Genomic DNA, 19,172 nt, shown 5'->3' with positions numbered 1-19,172 from the left:
GGATGGTACGCGGCGAGCCCGAAAGCTACGCGAAATCGAGAATTGAGTGCAGCACCGTAACCGGCTCAAGTTCGAGCGCGGTGCGCGGATGATCGGAGACGAGGGCGGACCGGCCGCGCGCCATTTGAACATGGCCGCTGCGGGTGGCCGAGGTCCCGGATGACAGCGACGTGGCGAGCGCTGAAATCCACGTCAAGGGCTGGGTATAGGCATAACCCAGCATCCCGGCTGCGACCTCACGCGAATAAGGTGGAAACCTATCGAGGAAGCACCCGAGACCATCGGCGGCCATGTAGCGGCCGGCGATATCCGCAGTAGCGCGAAGTGGCTTTGCCTCCAAGACAAATTCGGCCGCGAACCCGGCTTCAAACTTCTTCTCGAAGCGAAAGTCCGCCTTGGATTTGCGGATACCATGACGCTCGTCTCCGGGCGTGGGACTTTCGTAGCTGACTTGGATACGATCGCGACTGCTATCGATCGGCGCTTCGTTCCGCAGCCGACGCATCCGATCGCCCAGGCCTGAAGTTATCTCCGGCTCGGTCGGCACGGACTTCACGCAGCCCCCGAGGAACGAGCCCCATTCGGAGGATTCGCGTAAGAGCGCGTGGCCATCATCGATCAAATCCAGTGCGTCAGCGATGAAGTCTGCCCAGAGGTCAGCCTCCTGCGGTGTGTGACCGCGGTCGACCAGCCATTCTGACAGGGAGATCGTGACCGTCACACTGCCTCTTTGCTGTTGTAGCCGGACATAGCCGCAGCCGTGACGAGATCTGCATCGAAAAAGGCTTGATCCAGCGTCCAGTGCATGCGCTCGCGCGGCTTGAGCAGCACGCTCGCCATCATCTGGCGCGAATGCCAGAGGTAACGGCTTTGCGTCAGCGTGCTGGCACCTTGATTCGAATATGCCTCCGCGGCGGCACGGGCAAGTTGGTCCGAATGGTCCGCTGCCGAGGTGGCTTTGCCCCTATATTCGACGACCGCAGCCACGAGATCGCCTGCTACCGGGACCGCGCTCACTGCGTAGCGCTGGCGTCCAGCATTCAGCTCGAGCAGCATGGCAGCGAGATACGCATCGATCTGGTTTGCGTCGCTGGGCCGCATCGCATCGATCGGCGTCCCGCCGTCAGCAAACGCCTCCCGGAACGCCGTGAATTCCTCCACAAGATCGCGGTAGACCGGCGGTAGGCCCAATCGCTGGCACACAAGGGCCTCTCGTCCTGGATTGTCAATATCCAAGAGCGCCGGCCAATCGTTCGCGTCCACATCACCGAAAGGCCAGGGAAGCTCACGAACGGCGGATAGCTCGGTGTTGGCGCGGTCGATAGTCATTCGCCGGCTGTTGACGAAGCATAGATAGCGGAACGTCCGGGTCGACATGTAGCGGGTGAGCGCATTGAGGAAGATTCGGTGACGCTCAGGGAGCGGCACCCCCGCAAATTCGGGGAAGCAACCGAATATGAAGGAGTCGCTACCTGCAATGGGCGATTCCACGAACAATGCCACCTCGCAAGTCCTCGGCATGAGCACGACATTGCCCATCAGGAACGGAAGCGAGCGCGGATGAGCCTTTTCGAGTTCAGAAGTTGGCAGTGGGAAGACGCTGGTATCCGGCACCAAAGAGCCATCGAGCCCCAGTTGGCGTCGCCAGAAAGTCGGTTGCCGCGAATCGCTGCTAAGCACAAAGCGCTTGTCGAGATTCTGATCAACCTCATTTCTGAATTTCAAGCCGATTGCCTGGTCGAGCTGCTTTAGCGAGCGCAGCCGGCCCGAGGCAATCTGGCGATCAAGCTTTGTCAGGACACGGCGATCGACGGGCGAGCAGGTGAAGAGCCGCCGCCAGTCGGGGTCGCTCAGCCCGACACCGTCTTGCCAGAGAACTTGCGTCCAGTCGTGGAGCAGGGTCCAGAGCCGTCCGCTGCGACTCGCGGGCTGGGTCGAGCGGACGGGACGATAGAGCCAGAACCGATGGCCTGACTGAGGAACAACCTTGCGTAGCAGAATGACAGCGGTCGCCTGGCGCGCGCCGCGCTCGGAACTGCTCTCCACGGCACCGGCCGTTCGTGCCGCCGAGCGCCGAAACAGAACATAGCGGAGATGGGCAAGATCAGCGATGCCGATCAACTCAGCGTTCTTCCGCAGAGCCTGCGTGAACTTGTCCGAATAGGAGTTTACCAGGCTCTTCTGTGGAATGAGAAAGCCGAGCGCGCCCTTTTCACAAAGGTGGTCGCGATAGGCCTTCCATAGGAACAGCTCTGCCGCCTGCTTGTCCCCGATCGGCGCACGCGATTGCTTTAGATAGGCCACGGCTCCAGGACTGCGCAGGTTCTTCAACTGCACCCATGGCGGGTTGCCGACAACGATATCACAGCGGATTCCATCGGAAACGTCCGAAAAGAAATCTCCGGCCCGGATGTTGGCTCCTCGGTCGGCATCCCCCTTCAGCATCGGCGGGAATAGCCGCGGACGGCCGACGAGCACAGGCCAACGCGTATAGTCCGCCGCCTCATTCGGATCGACGTAATCAAGCATCGTCAGGTAGAGGCTGAAGGCGGCCACATGGCACGCGGTTGCGTTCAGTTCGACGCCAAAGATGTTATCGGTCATCAGCTGGTGGAGGTGGGCGAGCGGCAGACGCGTCTCGCCGCTGGGCAGCGAGGCCTCCACGATGCGCCGGTATGCGCCAACGAGAAACACACCCGATCCGGTGGCGGGATCAAGCACACGCGTGGCGGCACTCAGGGCCGTCTGGTCTTCCAGGCGATCGAGAGTGTAATCCGCTAAATATGGGGGTGTGTAGAATGCCCCGTAGCGCTTGCCTGCCTCCTTGTCCTCGTTTCTAAGGAACATCTCGTAGATCGCGGAAAGCGTCTCGGTGCGAATGGTGGCAAAATCGTAGTCCAGGAAGCTCAATTGCAAGGAGTCTTGGGCACCCAGCTCCGCGCCGTGCCGTAGGACCCGCCGCAGCAGATTCAGATGCGTAGCATCGTAAGCGTCGGCATAGGCCGACGGCATCGGGAAGATGCTGCCGTTGAAAACCTCATCAAGGCGCTGGAACAGCGTCCGAGTATCGGCAAGCGACCAATCAAGGTCTTCGTCCAACCCGATCCCAGTCAGTTCCCAGGCTGCCAAGCGCTCTTTGGTGATGAAGCGCCGATCGACGAGAAAATAGAAATAGAGCAGCCGGGCGATCAGTGCGTTGATCACCGGCGGATCGAGCGCACGACGCGATTGTGTCGAGCTGGAGAATGCTACCGATAGGTTCGCGAGCGATCGCAATAGCCGTTCATCGACGAACTCGTCGGCTGTTCGAGCCTCATCACGCCATGCGAGAGAGCTTCGTAGCACCTTGGCGAACAACGGCCTCAGCCCTGGGTGCTGCAGGAGCCCACCCATATCATTCGGGGCAACAATTGGAATCTCGAGCGCATGTCGTGCCCAGTCCGTGGAAGAGAATGCAAAGCCCTGACAAATCCATACCCGGTCGGCGGACGCAGCGAGCAGATAAGGGGCAAGACCTTGGCTCCAGACGCTACGATGCACCTGCTGAGCCTGCGCAGCATCCGCAACCTCGGCGAGATATACAAGCGGTGTGAACCGTGCGCGGTCTGGACCGACGAGCGCCCCTTCCCGTCCTGTCCAGAGGCCGAATGCGGCCCGCACCTGCATGAACTGCGCCGCGAGCCGAAGTGCATGACGGTGATTCGGCTGTTGAGCGAACGCGTCGGCACGGACGTAGCCGGGGTCGCCGCCATACCCGAGAAGACTGGCGAGCGCGTCGAGCGGTCCGCTCATCGTGGCGCTCCACGGACGACCTGCGGCGCAAACGGAAGAGTTGCTTGCGCCTGCTGCACCGCGCCGGAAAACGCCGCCGACCATAACTGGTCGACGATTGGCTCACAGGGAATAACGATGGCTGGCCGTTCGCGACTGAGCCGATCCGCATCGACCAATTCCACTTTTTCGACCGTCACGATCACGAACGTTGACCGCAGGCTGCTAGGCCGCTGCTGTGCGCATAGGTCGAACAATTCGTCCCAGCGCTTGGCTAAGCGCGCGATGCCAACATTCAACGTGCTCACGGCCGCTGACACTACGGCGAGCGCGATCAGTTCGCCCGCGGAAAAGCGAGCTTTTTTGCCGGACTTTGCCGACAGCCTGGGCACAACCTTCCGCCAATGCCGCCATGCCTCGGGCGAGACCCCTGCAAAGCTCCGGGCTTGCTCGCCGGTATATTGGATGGTGTTGGGCGCCATTTTTCTTGGGGTTTACAACAAGGAAGTTCGTTATATAGGACAAGCTTTGTTCTGCCAACAGTGTTGATGATCTAAGGATCGGTCCGTGCCGCGAGCATCCCCCACTACCGCAGCGTGGTCTCCCAGGAATCGCCTTGGCGATCGCGATGTCCGCGTCCGGAATGCTACGTTTGCCCACCACACAGGCATAAAGTGATTTGAGGGTCAGGTGGGAATTTCGATGCTGTCGCGCCTGAGGCGGTCCGGCGCGGAGACCGCTTCTCGATCTAGCCGCCCTGAATCTGCCAGTCCGCTTCCGCCCCCAAGGCTGCCAGTCAGCAGCGCGCATTTCTCCGACGCCAAGTGATTCCGCTTGGCGCCGCAGAAATGCGGCTATGACAATCGATGGAGCGGGCGCCAGTTCAATTTGAACGTATCCCGCTCTAGTCGGGGCGGCGATAGGCCTGCACTTCGCCCGGCTCGCTCAGGCTTTGCAGGGTGCCGGGGGCGGCGCCGCCGATCCAGCCCAGCACCGAGCGGGCGAGTTCGGCGCCGGCCAGTCGGAAGTTCTCGTTGACGACCAGCAATTCGCTGCGAAACAGGTGCAGAAGCTCCGACGATTGTTTGGACACCACATCGACATCGCGGCCAAGCTTGAGGCCGGCGTCTTCGATGCCGGCGACGATGGCGAGCGTCGCGGCGGCGGCGCTGCTAATGAAACCGTCCGGGCGGCTTTCGCGGCGCATCAGCTGCGCGGTCCGCATTCTGATCTGCTCGATCGAATGATCGATCGAAACGGTGTTGAACGGAATCTCGCTGGCGCCGACCTCGCTCAGCGCATCGGCAAAGCCGGCGAGCGTGTGGCCGTGATAGGTCAGCTCGACCGGCGGCGCCAACAGAGCCAGGCGGCGGCGGCCGAGGCCGGCCAGATGGCGCACTGCCTCGGCTGCGAAAGCGTAATTGTCGAAATCATGGTAGGGATGGATCAGCCCCATATCGGTGCGGCCATGCGTGGCAAAGGGGATGCCGCGCTCCAGCATATAACGGGCCCTCGGATCGTTCGGCTGCGTGCGCGAAATGATGACGCCGTCGGCTGAACCGGTTTCCACGAGGTAGCGGATCGGGTCGAGCGGATCCTGCGAGCGCGAGTAGGGTGTCACGATCAAATGGTAGGGCGTGTCGGCAATGACTTCGGAAACGCCGTAGATGATATCCGAGACAAAGCTCATGATCTCGTGCTCGGTGTTGAGCACCAGGCTGATGACATTGGTCTTGCCGGTGCGCAGGCGGACGCCGGCACGGTTGGGCCGATAACCGATCTGCTTGGCGACAAGCTGGACGCGCCGCCTGGTCTCGGCGCCGATCTCGGGCGCGTCCTTCAGCGCGCGCGACACGGTGGTGACGCCCAGCCCGGTCATGAAGGCAAGCGTCTTCAGTGTCGGCCGGCCCCGGCCCGACGCTTCGTCGGCCTTCTCTTTTTGATGCCTGTTCATTCATCCCGCCCCGTCAGGCGCATAGCAGTTGCCGGGCAGGCCGGCAATCGGCGGGCCGCGGGTACGCCGCGGGCCTTCACCGAATGAGACCGCTATATACTGAAACGTTACAGATTGTCACTGCCGTGGCGATATCACTGGTGACAGGCGCAAAACGAGCGGCACTCCGGTCGGCGCAAAAAACAGCGACAGAAGGGCCTTTTCCGGTTTTCTGGCGTCGCAGCATCAACTTTTTGCAGTGCAACCTCTCCTGTTGCGGTGCGGTAGGTCGGCGGGCCAGGCGATTTTATTCGCGCTTCGAAAAAATTTGATGCCGGATTTGCCTGAGGGGTTGCGCGTCCGAAGCAATTGCCGTATCGAAAATCTGTAACGTTTCAGATTCTGGGAGGAACGAAATGCGATACCAACTCATGACTGCTGCGCTGGCTGCGACGGTCGCGCTGCAATTTGCCGGCCCGGCGGCCGCGACGGATCTGGAAGTCACCCATTGGTGGACCTCCGGCGGCGAGGCGGCAGCGGTCGCCGAACTCGCCAAGGCTTTCGACGCAACCGGCAATCACTGGGTTGACGGCGCCATCGCCGGCTCCGGCGGCACGGCGCGGCCGATCATGATCAGCCGCATCACCGGCGGCGACCCGATGGGCGCGACCCAGTTCAATCACGGCCGGCAGGCGGAAGAATTGGTGCAGGCCGGGCTGATGCGCGACCTCACCGATCTCGCCACCAAGGAAAAGTGGACGGAAATCGTGCAGCCGAAGAGCCTGCTCGACGGCTGTACCCTCGACGGCAAGATCTATTGCGTGCCGGTCAACATCCACTCCTGGCAGTGGCTGTGGCTGTCGAACGCGGCCTTCGAAAAAGCCGGCGTGCCGGTGCCGAAGAACTGGAATGAATATGTCGCTGCGGCGCCCGCGCTTGAAAAGGCAGGCATCCAGCCGCTCGCGGTCGGCGGCCAGCCCTGGCAGGCCTCCGGCGCTTTCGACGTGCTGCTTGCGGCGGTCGGCGGCACCGACGCCTTCCTCAAGGTCTACAAGGACAAGGACGCGGAATTCGCCGCCGGGCCCGAGGTCGCCAAGGTCTTCAAGGCCGCGGACGACGCCCGCAAGATGGCCAAGAACACCAATGTGCAGGACTGGAACCAGGCCACCAATCTGGTCATCACCGGCAAGGCAGGCGGCCAGATCATGGGTGACTGGGCGCAGGGCGAGTTCCAGGTTGCCGGCCAGACCGCCGGCAAGGACTATACTTGCCTTCCGGGCCTCGGTCTCAACGAGGTCATCGCCACCGGCGGCGACGCTTTCTACTTCCCGCTGCTGAAGGACCCCGAAAAATCGAAGGCGCAAGAAGTGCTGGCCCACACGCTGCTCGATCCCAAGACGCAGGTCGCCTTCAATCTCAAGAAAGGTTCGCTGCCGGTGCGCGGCGACGTCGACCTCAAGGCGGCGAACGACTGCATGAAGAAGGGGCTCGAAATTCTCGCCAAAGGCAATGTCATGCCCTGGACCGACCAGCTGCTTTCGCAGGATACGCAGAAGCAGAAGGAGGATCTTTTCTCCGAGTTCTTCGCCAAGCAGGACATGACCGTGGAAGATGCGCAGAAGCGCTTCGCCGCCATTGTCGGTTCGGCCGATTGAGCGATCGACCGACCGCCTCACTCCCGCCCCTGCAAACGCAGGGTCGGGAGCTCGGGTCAAGGCCTCTTGACCCTCCGGCCCTTACCCGATCCAGCGCGGCTGTGCAGATGAGCAAGAGCGAACGCCCTAGCCAACTCTTTCGCAACCTCAATGCGAAAATCGCCTCGATCCCAATGATCCTCACAGCGCTGGTGATCTTTGTCGGCGGCAGCGCGTGGACGGTGCTTTATTCCTTCACCAGTTCGAAGCTCCTGCCACGGCTGAATTTCGTCGGGCTCGACCAGTACTACCGGCTGTGGTCGGTGCCGCGCTGGCTGGTCTCGATCGAGAACCTGTTCATCTACGGCGTGCTGTCGCTGCTGTTCTCGCTGGTGATCGGCTTCCTGCTTGCCGCCCTGCTCGACCAGAAGATCCGGTTCGAGGACACGTTCCGGACCATTTTCCTCTATCCCTTCGCCCTCTCCTTCATCGTCACCGGCCTCGTCTGGCAGTGGTTGCTCAACCCCGAGTTCGGTGTCCAGGGAGTGGTGCGCAGCCTCGGCTGGGAGAGCTTCAGCTTCAATCCGCTCTATGATTCCAGCATCGTCATCTACGGCATATTGATCGCCGCTCTCTGGCAGGGCACCGGGCTCATCATGTGCCTGATGCTGGCCGGCCTGCGCGGCATCGACGAGGATATCTGGAAGGCAGCGCGGGTCGACGGGATACCGACCTGGAAGACCTATCTGTTCATCATCATACCGATGATGCGGCCGGTCTTCATCACCACGCTCGTCATCATCGCTGCCGGTATCGTCAAGATCTATGACCTGGTTGTCGCCCAGACCAGCGGCGGGCCCGGCATCGCCTCCGAAGTCCCGGCCAAATATGTCTATGACTACATGTTCTTCGCCCAGAACCTCGGTCAGGGGTTCGCCGCCTCGACCATGATGCTGCTGTCGGTGATCATCGTCATCGTGCCGTGGGCCTATCTCGAGTTCGGAGGCAAGAAGCGTGTCTGACCAAGCCATTTCATTGCCCGCCATTGCCGGCGCCGGCGGGCTCGAAGCCTACGGGCCGAGCGGGCCGAAGCCGCGCCACACATTCTCGCGCCGCAACATCTTCCTCTACGGCACGCTGATCGTGGTGGCGCTCTACTATCTTTTGCCGCTCTACGTGATGGTGGTGACATCGCTCAAAGGCATGCCCGAGATACGCCTCGGCAACATCTTCTCGCCGCCGATGGAGATCACCTTCGAGCCGTGGGTCAAGGCCTGGTCGAGCGCCTGCACCGGGCTCAACTGCGACGGGCTGTCGCGTGGCTTCTGGAATTCGGTGCGCATCACGATCCCGTCGGTGATCCTGTCGATCGCGCTCGCCTCGGTGAACGGCTATGCGCTTGCCAACTGGCGCTTCAAAGGTGCCGACACCTTCTTCATCATCCTGATCGTCGGCGCCTTCATCCCCTATCAGGTGATGATCTATCCGATCGTCATCATCCTGCGCGAAGTCGGCCTTTACGGCAGCCTCAGCGGCCTGGTGATCGTCCATTCCATCTTCGGCATGCCGATCCTCACACTGTTGTTCCGCAACTACTTTACCTCCATGCCGGAGGAGCTGTTCCGGGCAGCGCGTGTCGATGGCGCCGGCTTCTGGGGCATTTATTTCCGCATCATGCTGCCGATGTCGCTGCCGATCTTTGTCGTCGCCATCATCCTGCAGGTGACCGGCATCTGGAACGACTTCCTGTTCGGCGTCGTCTACACCCGCCCCGACACCTATCCGATGACGGTGCAGCTCAACAACATCGTCAACTCGGTGCAAGGCGTGAAGGAATACAACGTCAACATGGCAGCCACCATCCTGACCGGCCTGGTGCCGCTGATCGTCTATTTCCTGTCCGGAAAATTGTTTGTGCGCGGCATCGCCGCCGGCGCGGTGAAAGGATGATGGCGATGAACGCAAACGGCAGCATTGCGGCAAACGGCACCAGCGTCTCGATCCAGAACCTGTCGCTGAATTTCGGTGCGATATCGGTGCTGCAGACGCTCAACCTCGATGTTGCCGAAGGCGAATTCATCGTGCTGCTCGGCCCGTCCGGCTGCGGCAAGTCGACCTTGCTCAACTGCATTGCCGGGCTGCTCGACGTTTCCGAAGGCCGCATCTTCATCAAGGGCAAGAACGTCACCTGGGAAGAGCCCAAGGATCGCGGCATCGGCATGGTGTTCCAGTCCTACGCGCTCTATCCGCAGATGACGGTGGAGAAGAACCTGTCGTTCGGGCTGCGCGTTGCCGGCCTCGCCAAGGACGAGATCGCCAAGCGCATCGCCCGGGCCGCCGAGATCCTGCAGATCGAACCGCTTTTGCATCGCAAGCCGGCGGCGCTGTCCGGCGGCCAGCGCCAGCGCGTGGCGATCGGGCGCGCACTTGTGCGTGACGTCGATGTCTTTCTGTTCGACGAACCGCTCTCCAACCTCGACGCCAAGCTGCGCGCGGAATTGCGCGTCGAAATCAAGCTGCTGCATCGCAAGCTCGAGAACACCATGATCTACGTCACCCACGACCAGATCGAGGCGATGACGCTGGCCGACCGTATCGCAGTGATGAAGGGCGGCGTCATCCAGCAGCTCGATGCGCCGCAGACCATCTATAACCGGCCAGTCAACCGGTTTGTCGCCGGCTTCCTCGGCTCGCCGGCAATGAACTTCCTCGACGGCAGACTGGAGCAAGCGGCAGGCGACTGGCACTTCGTCGCCGAGGATGTGCGGATACCGCTTGCCACCTATGCTTTCGAGAAGGACCCGGTGCCAGGGCCGGCCGTGTTCGGCATCCGCCCCGAGCACGTGGCGTTCAACAGCGGCACGGGATGGCCGTTCGCAGCCACGGCAAATGTCGAGGTCGTCGAGCCCATGGGTTCCGACACGCTGGTCTGGCTGAAGCTCGCCGGCCAGAATTTCACGGTGCGGGTGACAGCCGAGCGCACGCCAAACAACGCCGAGGCGGTCGGCATCGGTTTTGACCCGATGCGCGCCTCGCTTTTCGACGCCGCCACGGGTAACCGCCTCTAGAGCATGATTAGCCTCCCAAGACTCTTCCACTCCCCCAAGACTCATTCCCCCAAAACTAACCATCCACAAGAAAACGGACAGAGACGATGAACTGGTCATTCCAACTTTACAGCGCCCGCAATTTCCAGCCCTGGGAGGGCGTGCTCAAGATGCTGGGGGAGCTTGGTTACAGCCAAGTCGAAGGGTTCGGCGGAGTCTATGACGATCCCAAGGCGTTCCGTGCCGAGCTCGACAAGAACGGGCTCGCCATGCCGACCGGGCATTTCTCGATCGACGCGCTCGAGAAGGATTTCGACGGCGTGCGCAGGACGGCCGACGCGCTCGGCATCACGCTGCTCATCTGCCCGTTCCTGAACGCCGAGTTCAGGCCGGCCGACACAGCCGGCTGGCGCGGCTTCGGCGAACGCCTGGCCAAGGTCGGCGAGACGGCCAGGAAAGCCGGCTATGGCTTTGCCTGGCACAACCATGATTTCGAGTTCAAGGCGCTTGCCGACGGCTCGGTGCCGCAGGACCATATCCTGTCCTCCGCGCCCGACATCGGCTGGGAGATGGACGTCGCCTGGGTGGTGCGCGGCGGCGTCGATCCGCTGCCCTGGATCGAGAAGCACGGCAAGCGCATCGTCGCCGTCCATGTCAAGGACTTGGCCAAGCCGGGCGAGGGCCTCGACGAGGACGGCTGGTCCGACGTCGGCCACGGCACCATCGACTGGCCCGGCCTGATCAAGGCGCTACGCGCCAAAAGCGCCGCAAAATACTACGTCATGGAACAGGACAATCCCAACGATATCGAGCGCTTCGCCCGCCGCTCGATCGCAGCCGCCAAGACCTATTAGGAGCACACCAGCATGGCAACAAAACTTGGCATCGGCGTCATCGGCTGCGGCAACATCTCTAAGGCGTATTTCTCGCTGGCGCCGCTGTTTCGCGGCATCGAGATGCGCGCCTGCGCCGACATCAACATGGAAGCGGCGAAAGCGCGGGCAAAAGAGTTCAAGCTGCGCGCCGAGACTGTCGAGGGGCTGCTCAAGGCCGACGATATCGACATCATCGTCAACCTGACCATTCCGGCGGTGCATTACGAGGTGTCGAAGCAGATCCTCGACGCCGGCAAGCACGTCTATTCGGAGAAGCCCTTCGTGCTGTCGGTCAAGGAAGGGCTCGACCTGAAGAAACGGGCGGAAAACAAGGGGCTGCGCATCGGCTCTGCCCCCGACACCTTCCTTGGCGGCGCGCACCAGCTTGTCCGCGACCTGATCGACACCGGCAGGCTCGGCAGGATCACCAGCGGCACCTGTCATGTGATGAGCCATGGCATGGAGCATTGGCACCCCAATCCGGACTTCTTCTTCCAGCCGGGCGCCGGGCCGGTGCTCGATATCGGACCGTATTACATCACCAACCTGATCCAGCTGATCGGGCCGGTGAAGCAGGTCGCGGCCTTCGCTTCGATCCCGATGACGGAACGCATCATCAGCTCGAAGCCGCGCGCCGGCGAAAAGATCCCGGTCTCCACGCCGACGACGATCCATGGCGTGCTGGAATTCGAGAACGGTGCCGTGGTGACGCTCAACACCAGCTGGGACGTCTGGAGCCACGGCCACGCGCCGATGGAGCTCTATGGCGAGGCGGGCACGGTGTTCGTGCCGGATCCGAACTTCTTCGGCGGCGAAGTGCGCTACACCGAAGCCGCCAAACCGGTGAAGAAGCTGCCGAAATGGCCGCATCCGTTCGGCGTGCCCAACGAGATGCATTCGCAAGGCATGATGGCCAACTACCGCACCGCCGGTTTGGCCGACATGGCGATCGCGATCAGGGAAGGCCGGCCGCACCGCTGCTCGATGGAACTGGCGCTGCATGCCGTCGACGTCATGACCGGCCTGTTGCGTTCGGGCGAGACCGGAAAGTTCGTCGCCATGCAGACCAGCTGCGAGCGGCCCGCGGCACTCGGCGTCAAGGCGGCGAAGGAGCTGCTGGCGAAGAAGAAAACCAAGTAGGCGGCGCACCTCCCAAGCACCGCAAAAAGCCTCTCCCCGTTTGCGCGGGGAGAGGCTAAGGGTGGCAAGCTCGACTGCCCCACTGTCGCGGCGGCAGCCGTCGGGCTCGTTTCGATTTGAGGATTTCCCATGCCGTATGTCCCCGCCGAAAACCGCTACGACAAGATGGTCTACAATCGCTGCGGGCGGTCCGGCCTGAAGCTGCCGGCGATCTCGCTTGGGCTGTGGCACAATTTCGGCAACGACACGCCGCATAGAACCAAGCAGGCGATCGCGCGCAAGGCGTTCGATCTCGGCATCACGCATTTCGACCTCGCCAACAATTACGGCCCGCCGCCCGGCTCGGCGGAGCAGGCGTTCGGCGAGATCCTGCGGACGGACTTTGCCGGTTATCGCGACGAGCTGATCATCTCGACCAAGGCCGGCTACGAAATGTGGGCAGGACCTTATGGCGAATGGGGCGGCCGCAAATATGTCCTGGCCAGCCTCGACCAGAGCCTGAAGCGGATGGGGCTCGACTATGTCGACATCTTCTATTCGCACCGCTTCGACCCCGACACCCCGCTGGAGGAAACGATGGGCGCGCTCGATCACGCGGTGCGCTCGGGCAAGGCGCTCTATGCCGGCATTTCCTCCTATAATTCGCAGCGCACCCGCGAGGCCGCCGACATATTGAAGCAGCTCGGCACGCCTTGCGTGATCCATCAGCCGAGCTATTCGATGCTCAACCGCTGGGTCGAGGATGATGGCCTGCTCGATACGCTGGAGGGGCTTGGTGTCGGCTCGATCGTGTTCTCGCCGCTGGCGCAAGGCATGCTGACCAACAAATATCTCGGCGGCATCCCCGATGGCAGCCGCGCCAGCCAGGGCAAGTCGCTGCGCCCGGCATTCATCAACGACAAGTCGATCGCCAATATCGAGGCGCTGAACGTTATCGCCCGTCGCCGCGGCCAGACGCTGGCGCAGATGGCGCTGGCCTGGGTGCTGCGCCGGGGCAGGGTGACGTCGGCGCTGATCGGCGCCAGCCGGCCGGAACAGGTCGAGGATTGCGTCGGCGCGCTGAAGGCGCTCGACTTCAGCGATGCCGAACTCGCCGAGATCGACACCTTTGCCCGCGAGTCGGACATCAATCTCTGGGCGGCATCGGCCGAGCGCAAGGGGCCGCCGAGGAAGTAGGCGATGACGGCATCCGGTGGCCGAAGGGCGACGGCTTCCGGGACGCTGAGCATAGAATGGCCGGGCAGCTGGATGGGTATTGCAAGAAGGTCGTTTCGTCCGATTCGGGGTTAGGCGATGAATCAGGAAATCCGGCTTTTTGGCGCTATTGCGGTCCGCCCAGCCATTCTAGCTCTCATACCCCGGTTCGAAACGGCCACGGGATTCACAGTTGCGGTCAGGTGGGAGCTCAATCCGACAGTAAAGAAGCAGATTGAAGCTGGGGAAGCTTTTGACCTCGTCATCACCAATCCGGACCTGATTCAGGATCTGACTGCCTCGGGAAAGGTCAAGGCGGGGAGCCAGGTGGCGTTTGGCCGGATAGCAATGGGGGTGGCAGCCAAGGCAGGCAGTCGACCGCTCGACATCGGGTCCGTGGAAGCATTCGAACAGGCGTTGAAGAGCGCCAGATCGATCGCCTACGCCAGTGAAGGAACCAGCGGTGGCTACTTCTCCGGTTTGCTGGAACGTTTGGGGATAGCGGATGAGGTGAGGCCCAAGCTGGTGGCCATACCAGGAGGGCAGACAGCGCCGGCCGTGGGCCGTGGGGAAGCCGAGTTGGGGGTCGTTCCCGTGACTTCGATTCTCGCGGCCGCTCCCCAGGTCGTGCTTGTCGGTGGGTTTCCTGCAGAACTCCAAAGTTACGTCGACTTCGCCATTGGCATCAGCGCCGATTCGACGGACGCAGAAGCGGCCAACCAGCTGTCGGCATTTCTGATGTCGGCAGCCGTTGATGACATGCTGGCCGCAAGGGGTGTCGAGCGCCGCTAAGAGCGTGCGATGAAGTACGCCGGAGCCACGCTGGAAATCCCCTTCTCAAACACGCTCTAACTTTCGGCTGCCTTGAGGTTCCGCGCGGCTTGCTCGAGCGTCGCCCTGTCGTTGCCAAGCCTGTCGATCAGCTCTTGCGCCTGATCACCGGTTATCCCGGTGCGCATCGCCAGTGCCTCGACCGTCAGAACGTCGGAGCTGGCGATCGTTCCCGCCGAAACGTCCGCGTCGTCGAGGTCAAGCTCATGTTTCGCCTGCTGCCAATGACGCTCATGTGCGCCGTGCGGGCGGCCCTCGCGCACCCAGATTTCATAGGCTCGCTGCCGAATTTTTTCATGCCGATCGTCGTCCATGGCGGTTCCTCCCTTGTGGCGTTTTCACCAACGCGGGGAGCGCCGGAACGATCCGATGTTGATGCCGAATTCGCAGACATGCCGGACAAAAGCCGGTTTCTCACCGAACAAACACCGGACATACGCGTTTTGCGGAGGAACCTGCACAGTGGGCCGGCCGTTGAGCCGAGCCTGAGCAAAGGAGATTACAATGGCCGACGAACCGAACGAATCCGCAGCACCGAAGATGACTCAACGTGAAGCTCAGGAAGCCCTGGAGAAGCAGGTCGCGCAGCTGAGGCGCGAGATCAACAAGATCAACCGAACCTTGGCGGAACGCGCGGAAGAGGCGATCGAGGACGCCGGCGATTGGTATGGCAACGCTGCTGAGCGCGCCTCGCGGACGGCACAAGCCCTGCGCAACAGGGCCCAGACGGTGTCCGGGGTGGTCCAGGAGAATCCCGGCACAATATCGTCCGCCTTCATACTCGGAGCGGCCGTAGGGGCGCTACTGGGCCTCGCCTTGGCCGCCACAGACCAGCGCCGCGATCGCTGGTTCTAGTCCCAACCTAAGGTTCCGGGCAGAAACGGCGGGATTGCTCCCGCCGTCATTCAGCAGATGACACCGGTCAGGGCGTGGCGGGCTTCTGCGCCGTGCCGAGGGCTTTGGGCGCTGCGGGCGCTGCCGTCCTCATCTTCTCCTCGATCCAGCCGGTGTAATTGGCCAGCCGCGTGTAGATGCCGTAGGCGTTCTTGTGGCCGCAGGCGGTGCCGCCGTCGGCCGGCCCTTCGCCCCAGCTGACGACGCCGACCTGCACCGGACCATCGGCGCCGGTCATGAACAGCGGTCCGCCGCTGTCGCCATTGCAGGCGTCGCGCTCGCCGCTTGCGGTGCCGGCGCAGATCATGTTGCCGGTAAGCGGATCGGCCATATCGGCTGCAATCGCGTTGGCGGCGGCCTCGATGCCCCTTTCCGAATAACGCATGCGGCGGGCGAGCTCGCCGAGCGCTGCCTTCAAATCATGCGCATAAATCGCCTTGATGCCGCTGTTGCAGGTTGCGTTCGGCTGGAGGTCCAGGTCGGCGACCATCAGCGCGGTGGGAAATGTTCCGTCCTGCATCTTGCCCCAACCAGTGACCGTCGTCTTACCGGTGTCCGGTGTCGGCTCACGGGCAATTTTGATGGTCGGGGCATCGGCCGGCTCGGCCAGCCGGATCAAGCCGAGATCGTTGTCCAGCGTCTGCTCGCTATAGCCCTCGTTGACGATGATCTCCGCCGCCTTGTAGCGCTTGCCCTCGCTGAGATCGGTGGCGCCGGTGAGCACGGTGACCATATCAGGCGAAATCGGCTCGCCGTCGTCATTGAGGCAGTGCGCCGCCGTCAGCACCCATTGCGGCGCGATCAGGCTGCCGCCGCAGAACTGCGCATTCGCCTGCGAGGCCAGGCTTTTGTCCAGTCTGCCGGTGGTCAACAATGCCACCTGGAACGGGTAAGCGCCCTTCTCGGCCTCTTTGCCGCCGTAGACGCGATCGCCGCCGTCGGGGTTCTCCGCCTTGGCCTCGGCCCTGGCCTCGGCCACGCGTTTCATCGGCGAGATCGCCGCCTCGGGCCGGGCGGCCGCGTCCGTGGCATGAACGGAATTGATGGCCGGCAAGGCCGCCGCGATGCCGAGCAGTGCGGCGGCGGCAATCGGTCTGAACCTATGGATGATCTTCACCTCGAACCCCCTGAGACGATGTTCCCGACAGGCAGTCGCCGACGCATGATCCACTGAAATGGAACCGGCCGGTGAGATCATGCTCCACGGCGAAGCATGATCCGTCACAAAGCCGAGCACCATTTCTGCTAGTCGTGCTGTCGAGCCAAACCCGCCCAAATCCTATAGCCCCCCACGGGCTATGTGGAAGCAATTTGTCGTTGCCAATGTTGGATTATTTTAGGCAGTATACCGTTGCAGGCATTTTTGGCGGGGACCTAAACTGGCTGCACTGAATAATGGCCCGGTAAAGGCACCGGTAACCAATTTCATTTTTCTGCGCCACCACGATCTCGACAATATTTCTGTATCTTGATCCAGTCCTTGCTGACTTTTGGGAGAGTCTCACCATGACAAAACTGACACAGTGCATTGTTGCGTCCGCGTTGCTTTCCAGCGCAATGTGGGCGGTTCCTGCCTTGGCAGCCGATCCAGGTTCCGCCAATGCCGGCAACGGCGAAAGCATGCGGGACGTAACATCGGGCGATTACAAGCCCGGCCGGGCGAAACCGATCGCCCCGCCGAAATTGACCGACGACGAGGCCAACCGCGCCGCGCCGCTCACCGACGAAGCAACGGCCGTCAAATCCTATGGCATCGTCGGCCGCTCCGCCGACGGCAAGGACATCAAGATCGATCCGAACGAGACGCTGAAGGACCTTGTCATCAAGGAAATGAACGCGCCCGCCGAGGGACAGAAGTCCGAGAATTCCGGGCTGAGCGGAGGCGAAGAGGCCGGCCGCCAGGTGTTCGGGACGGACGACCGGGAGCAGATCAAGAATACCAAAACCTACCCGTTCACCGCGATCGGCTACCTCGAAGGCAAATCGAAGAGCGGCAGCTATGGCAGCTGCTCGGCGACGCTGATCGGCCCGCGCACGGTGCTCACCGCGGCGCACTGCCTCTACAGCCACGAAGACAAGGCCTGGCTGGACGATATCCTGTTCGTGCCGGCTCTCAACGGCAAGACTGCCGACGACGCACCGTTCGGCGCCTTCACCTATGAAAGCGCCTATATCGTCCAAGGCTTCATCGACAATTATCAGGGCTTTTACGGCTCGGTCGTGCCATGGGATCTCGGCATCGTCACCTTGAAGCAGGATGTCGGCACCAACCTCGGCTGGCTGGGCTATGCCAATTATGTGGATCTCGGCGATTTCACCGCCAACATCGTCGGCTATCCCGGCGACAAGCCGATGGGCACGATGTGGAAGGCGACCTGCGAAGTGCTCGCCGAACACATCGCCACCGAGTATTTCCAGTACGACTGCGACACGTATCCAGGATCGAGCGGCAGCTCGGTCTATGCCTATGACAATGGCTCCAAGCAGCGCGTCATCACCGGCGTGAACGTGGCCGAGAGCCCGGATGCCAATACCGCCGTGCGCCTGAACGCCATCAACGTCCAGTGGATCAACAGCCTGTACAAATAGGCCTGCAGAATTTCCGCCGCGATCGTCGCGGAAAACCGGCCGGCGGCGGAGTATTTCCGTCGCCGGCTTTCGCATTTTCGAGAATCATCTGGACTGGGCCGAGGGTGGCGCCTGGCGCACATAGTTCTCGATCGGCTGGGCGAAAGTCGGTGAACCGGCCTTGCGCTCCTTGTCGATATAGCCGGCAAAATAGCTCCAGAAGGAAGCGGCATAGTCGCGGAAATAGGAGTCGGCGACCTGACGCGAGCACAGCCTGCCTTCGACGCAGAAGGAAAGGCGGTTGAGGAAATAGACGATGCGGTCGAAATTGTCGCTGAACTCGGCAAGCGGCATGTCGCCGCCGGTTGCGCTCATCGCTTCGATGCCGATGCGCTGTCTGAACACCTGTTCCTCGGTCGGCGTCGGATTGGCACTGAGCAGATTGCTGTATTTGGCGTTGAGCGCCGCCAGGCGTTGCTTGAGGGCCCGTTGCGCCTGCTGGTAATCCTTGCTTTCCCAGAGCTCGACCAGCGACATCGTTTGCTCGACGCGCTTCTGCTCCTGGTTCGCTAGGAACTGGTAGACCGAAAAGATCAAGGTGAAGATGATCGCCAGGCGCACCAGCAATCCGGACCAGGCATAGACGAGCATGCGCCAGTCGCGATCGGTGAACGGGTTCGCCTCCTTCTTGACCTCGTGATTGCTCACCCACGGCAGGCCTTCGACGGTTTCCGGCAGCGACACCGGCTTCTTTTGCGGTACCGGCGCCGTCACTACCTGCTGCGTTGCGTTGCCCCCCGCTTTCGTCATCCGCAGCTGTCCAGTTCTATGGTGGCGGACGGGTCGAGCACGATGCCCGGCGCCTCCAGCTTCTTCTTCAGGCAATCCAGCTGCGCCCGCGAAACGATGAACTGCACGTCAGGCGCCACCTGCGCCTTGCTCGGCGACGGCAATGGTTCGACCACGCCGCGTGAGGTGCAACTGCTGAGATCGACGACAACGGCGGCGTTGCCGGTTTTGGCGATCTGGTCGTACTGGTCGAGAAAGCAACTCGCCAGTTCGGAATTGATGACGACCTCCTTGGCGCAGAGGCCGCAAGCCTCGTCCGCCGAAGCATTCGCGGCCAGCAACAGCCCGGCGACAAGGCCGGCGGTTGTTGCGCGCCAAGAAAATACGATCCTGTTCACGAACGCCCTCATCCGTTCCGTTCGGCCGCCGACAGCGGCGGTCGAAGAATGTTCATTATCAGCCGATTAGGCAAGAGGCCCGGCCGGGCACCTGACCC

Annotated in this window: 18 protein-coding genes; 10 read left to right on the top strand and 8 right to left on the bottom strand. The window is 62.1% G+C overall.

Going from position 1 to position 19,172, the window contains the following annotated elements; genetic code table 11:
• Window positions 1-25: 25 nt before the first annotated feature.
• The 4 genes from NKI17_RS22820 to NKI17_RS22805 form a co-directional block, all read right to left on the bottom strand.
• On the bottom strand, window positions 26-721 hold the full coding sequence (locus NKI17_RS22820) for a hypothetical protein (protein ID WP_352906836.1): 696 nt from the start codon (window positions 719-721) through the stop codon (window positions 26-28).
• Window positions 718-3,792 (bottom strand): HsdM family class I SAM-dependent methyltransferase, encoded by a 3,075-nt coding sequence (locus NKI17_RS22815; protein ID WP_352906835.1) that lies wholly within the window; start codon window positions 3,790-3,792, stop codon window positions 718-720. Before NKI17_RS22815 ends, NKI17_RS22820 begins: the two co-directional genes overlap by 4 nt.
• Window positions 3,789-4,253 (bottom strand): hypothetical protein, encoded by a 465-nt coding sequence (locus tag NKI17_RS22810; protein WP_352906834.1) that lies wholly within the window; start codon window positions 4,251-4,253, stop codon window positions 3,789-3,791. Before NKI17_RS22810 ends, NKI17_RS22815 begins: the two co-directional genes overlap by 4 nt.
• 422 nt (window positions 4,254-4,675) lie before the next feature.
• Window positions 4,676-5,725 (bottom strand): LacI family transcriptional regulator, encoded by a 1,050-nt coding sequence (locus tag NKI17_RS22805; protein ID WP_352766999.1) that lies wholly within the window; start codon window positions 5,723-5,725, stop codon window positions 4,676-4,678.
• Between the two features lie 395 nt (window positions 5,726-6,120).
• Between NKI17_RS22805 and NKI17_RS22800 the strand changes: the two genes are divergently transcribed.
• From NKI17_RS22800 to NKI17_RS22765, 8 genes are all read left to right on the top strand, one after another.
• A complete protein-coding gene (locus NKI17_RS22800; RefSeq protein WP_352456792.1) occupies window positions 6,121-7,359 on the top strand; it encodes an ABC transporter substrate-binding protein in 1,239 nt (412 codons plus the stop codon).
• A 107-nt stretch (window positions 7,360-7,466) separates the two neighbouring features.
• Window positions 7,467-8,360, top strand: coding sequence for a carbohydrate ABC transporter permease (locus NKI17_RS22795; RefSeq protein WP_352906833.1), 894 nt, complete (start codon window positions 7,467-7,469; stop codon window positions 8,358-8,360).
• The gene (locus tag NKI17_RS22790) at window positions 8,353-9,288 is read left to right on the top strand and encodes a carbohydrate ABC transporter permease (protein WP_352456790.1); all 936 of its coding nucleotides are present in this window, start codon (window positions 8,353-8,355) and stop codon (window positions 9,286-9,288) included. The genes NKI17_RS22795 and NKI17_RS22790 overlap by 8 nt, the downstream gene beginning before the upstream one ends.
• Before the next feature lie 5 nt (window positions 9,289-9,293).
• Window positions 9,294-10,406: an ABC transporter ATP-binding protein gene (locus NKI17_RS22785; RefSeq protein WP_352448362.1), complete on the top strand. Its 1,113-nt coding sequence runs from the start codon at window positions 9,294-9,296 to the stop codon at window positions 10,404-10,406.
• An 86-nt stretch (window positions 10,407-10,492) separates the two neighbouring features.
• Window positions 10,493-11,239 carry a sugar phosphate isomerase/epimerase family protein gene (locus NKI17_RS22780; protein WP_023675224.1) on the top strand — a complete coding sequence of 249 codons (747 nt, stop codon included), beginning with the start codon at window positions 10,493-10,495 and terminating at the stop codon, window positions 11,237-11,239.
• Between the two features lie 12 nt (window positions 11,240-11,251).
• Complete coding sequence (locus tag NKI17_RS22775; protein ID WP_352906832.1) at window positions 11,252-12,400, top strand: Gfo/Idh/MocA family protein; 1,149 nt, start codon at window positions 11,252-11,254, stop codon at window positions 12,398-12,400.
• 129 nt (window positions 12,401-12,529) lie between these two features.
• A complete protein-coding gene (gene mgrA / locus NKI17_RS22770) occupies window positions 12,530-13,576 on the top strand; it encodes an L-glyceraldehyde 3-phosphate reductase (RefSeq protein WP_352906831.1) in 1,047 nt (348 codons plus the stop codon).
• A gap of 117 nt (window positions 13,577-13,693) precedes the next feature.
• Entirely contained in the window at window positions 13,694-14,386 is a 693-nt protein-coding gene (locus NKI17_RS22765; RefSeq protein WP_352906830.1) for a molybdate ABC transporter substrate-binding protein, read from the top strand.
• A gap of 56 nt (window positions 14,387-14,442) precedes the next feature.
• Here NKI17_RS22765 and NKI17_RS22760 read toward each other — a convergent pair whose 3' ends face one another.
• Window positions 14,443-14,739 carry a DUF2934 domain-containing protein gene (locus NKI17_RS22760; RefSeq protein ID WP_352906829.1) on the bottom strand — a complete coding sequence of 99 codons (297 nt, stop codon included), beginning with the start codon at window positions 14,737-14,739 and terminating at the stop codon, window positions 14,443-14,445.
• Between the two features lie 190 nt (window positions 14,740-14,929).
• Between NKI17_RS22760 and NKI17_RS22755 the strand changes: the two genes are divergently transcribed.
• Window positions 14,930-15,280, top strand: a complete 351-nt coding sequence (locus NKI17_RS22755) for a hypothetical protein (RefSeq protein WP_023675228.1) — start codon at window positions 14,930-14,932, stop codon at window positions 15,278-15,280.
• Window positions 15,281-15,347: 67 nt separating this feature from the next.
• On the opposite strand, the gene NKI17_RS22750 is transcribed toward NKI17_RS22755, so the two are convergent.
• Window positions 15,348-16,436 (bottom strand): S1 family serine peptidase, encoded by a 1,089-nt coding sequence (locus tag NKI17_RS22750; protein WP_352906828.1) that lies wholly within the window; start codon window positions 16,434-16,436, stop codon window positions 15,348-15,350.
• A gap of 389 nt (window positions 16,437-16,825) precedes the next feature.
• On the opposite strand from NKI17_RS22750, the gene NKI17_RS22745 reads away from it, so the two are divergent.
• On the top strand, window positions 16,826-17,908 hold the full coding sequence (locus tag NKI17_RS22745; RefSeq protein WP_352906827.1) for a trypsin-like serine peptidase: 1,083 nt from the start codon (window positions 16,826-16,828) through the stop codon (window positions 17,906-17,908).
• An 84-nt stretch (window positions 17,909-17,992) separates the two neighbouring features.
• Here the strand turns inward: NKI17_RS22745 and NKI17_RS22740 are convergent, their stop codons facing one another.
• Both NKI17_RS22740 and NKI17_RS22735 read right to left on the bottom strand, forming a co-directional pair.
• Window positions 17,993-18,697: a DUF4760 domain-containing protein gene (locus NKI17_RS22740; protein WP_352906826.1), complete on the bottom strand. Its 705-nt coding sequence runs from the start codon at window positions 18,695-18,697 to the stop codon at window positions 17,993-17,995.
• Window positions 18,694-19,074, bottom strand: coding sequence for a hypothetical protein (locus tag NKI17_RS22735; protein WP_352577439.1), 381 nt, complete (start codon window positions 19,072-19,074; stop codon window positions 18,694-18,696). Before NKI17_RS22735 ends, NKI17_RS22740 begins: the two co-directional genes overlap by 4 nt.
• Window positions 19,075-19,172: the final 98 nt, after the last annotated feature.

This window comes from Mesorhizobium sp. M0816 (assembly GCF_040320005.1).
Classification (GTDB): Bacteria; Pseudomonadota; Alphaproteobacteria; order Rhizobiales; family Rhizobiaceae; genus Mesorhizobium.
This window is presented reverse-complemented; position numbering and strand designations above follow the sequence as displayed.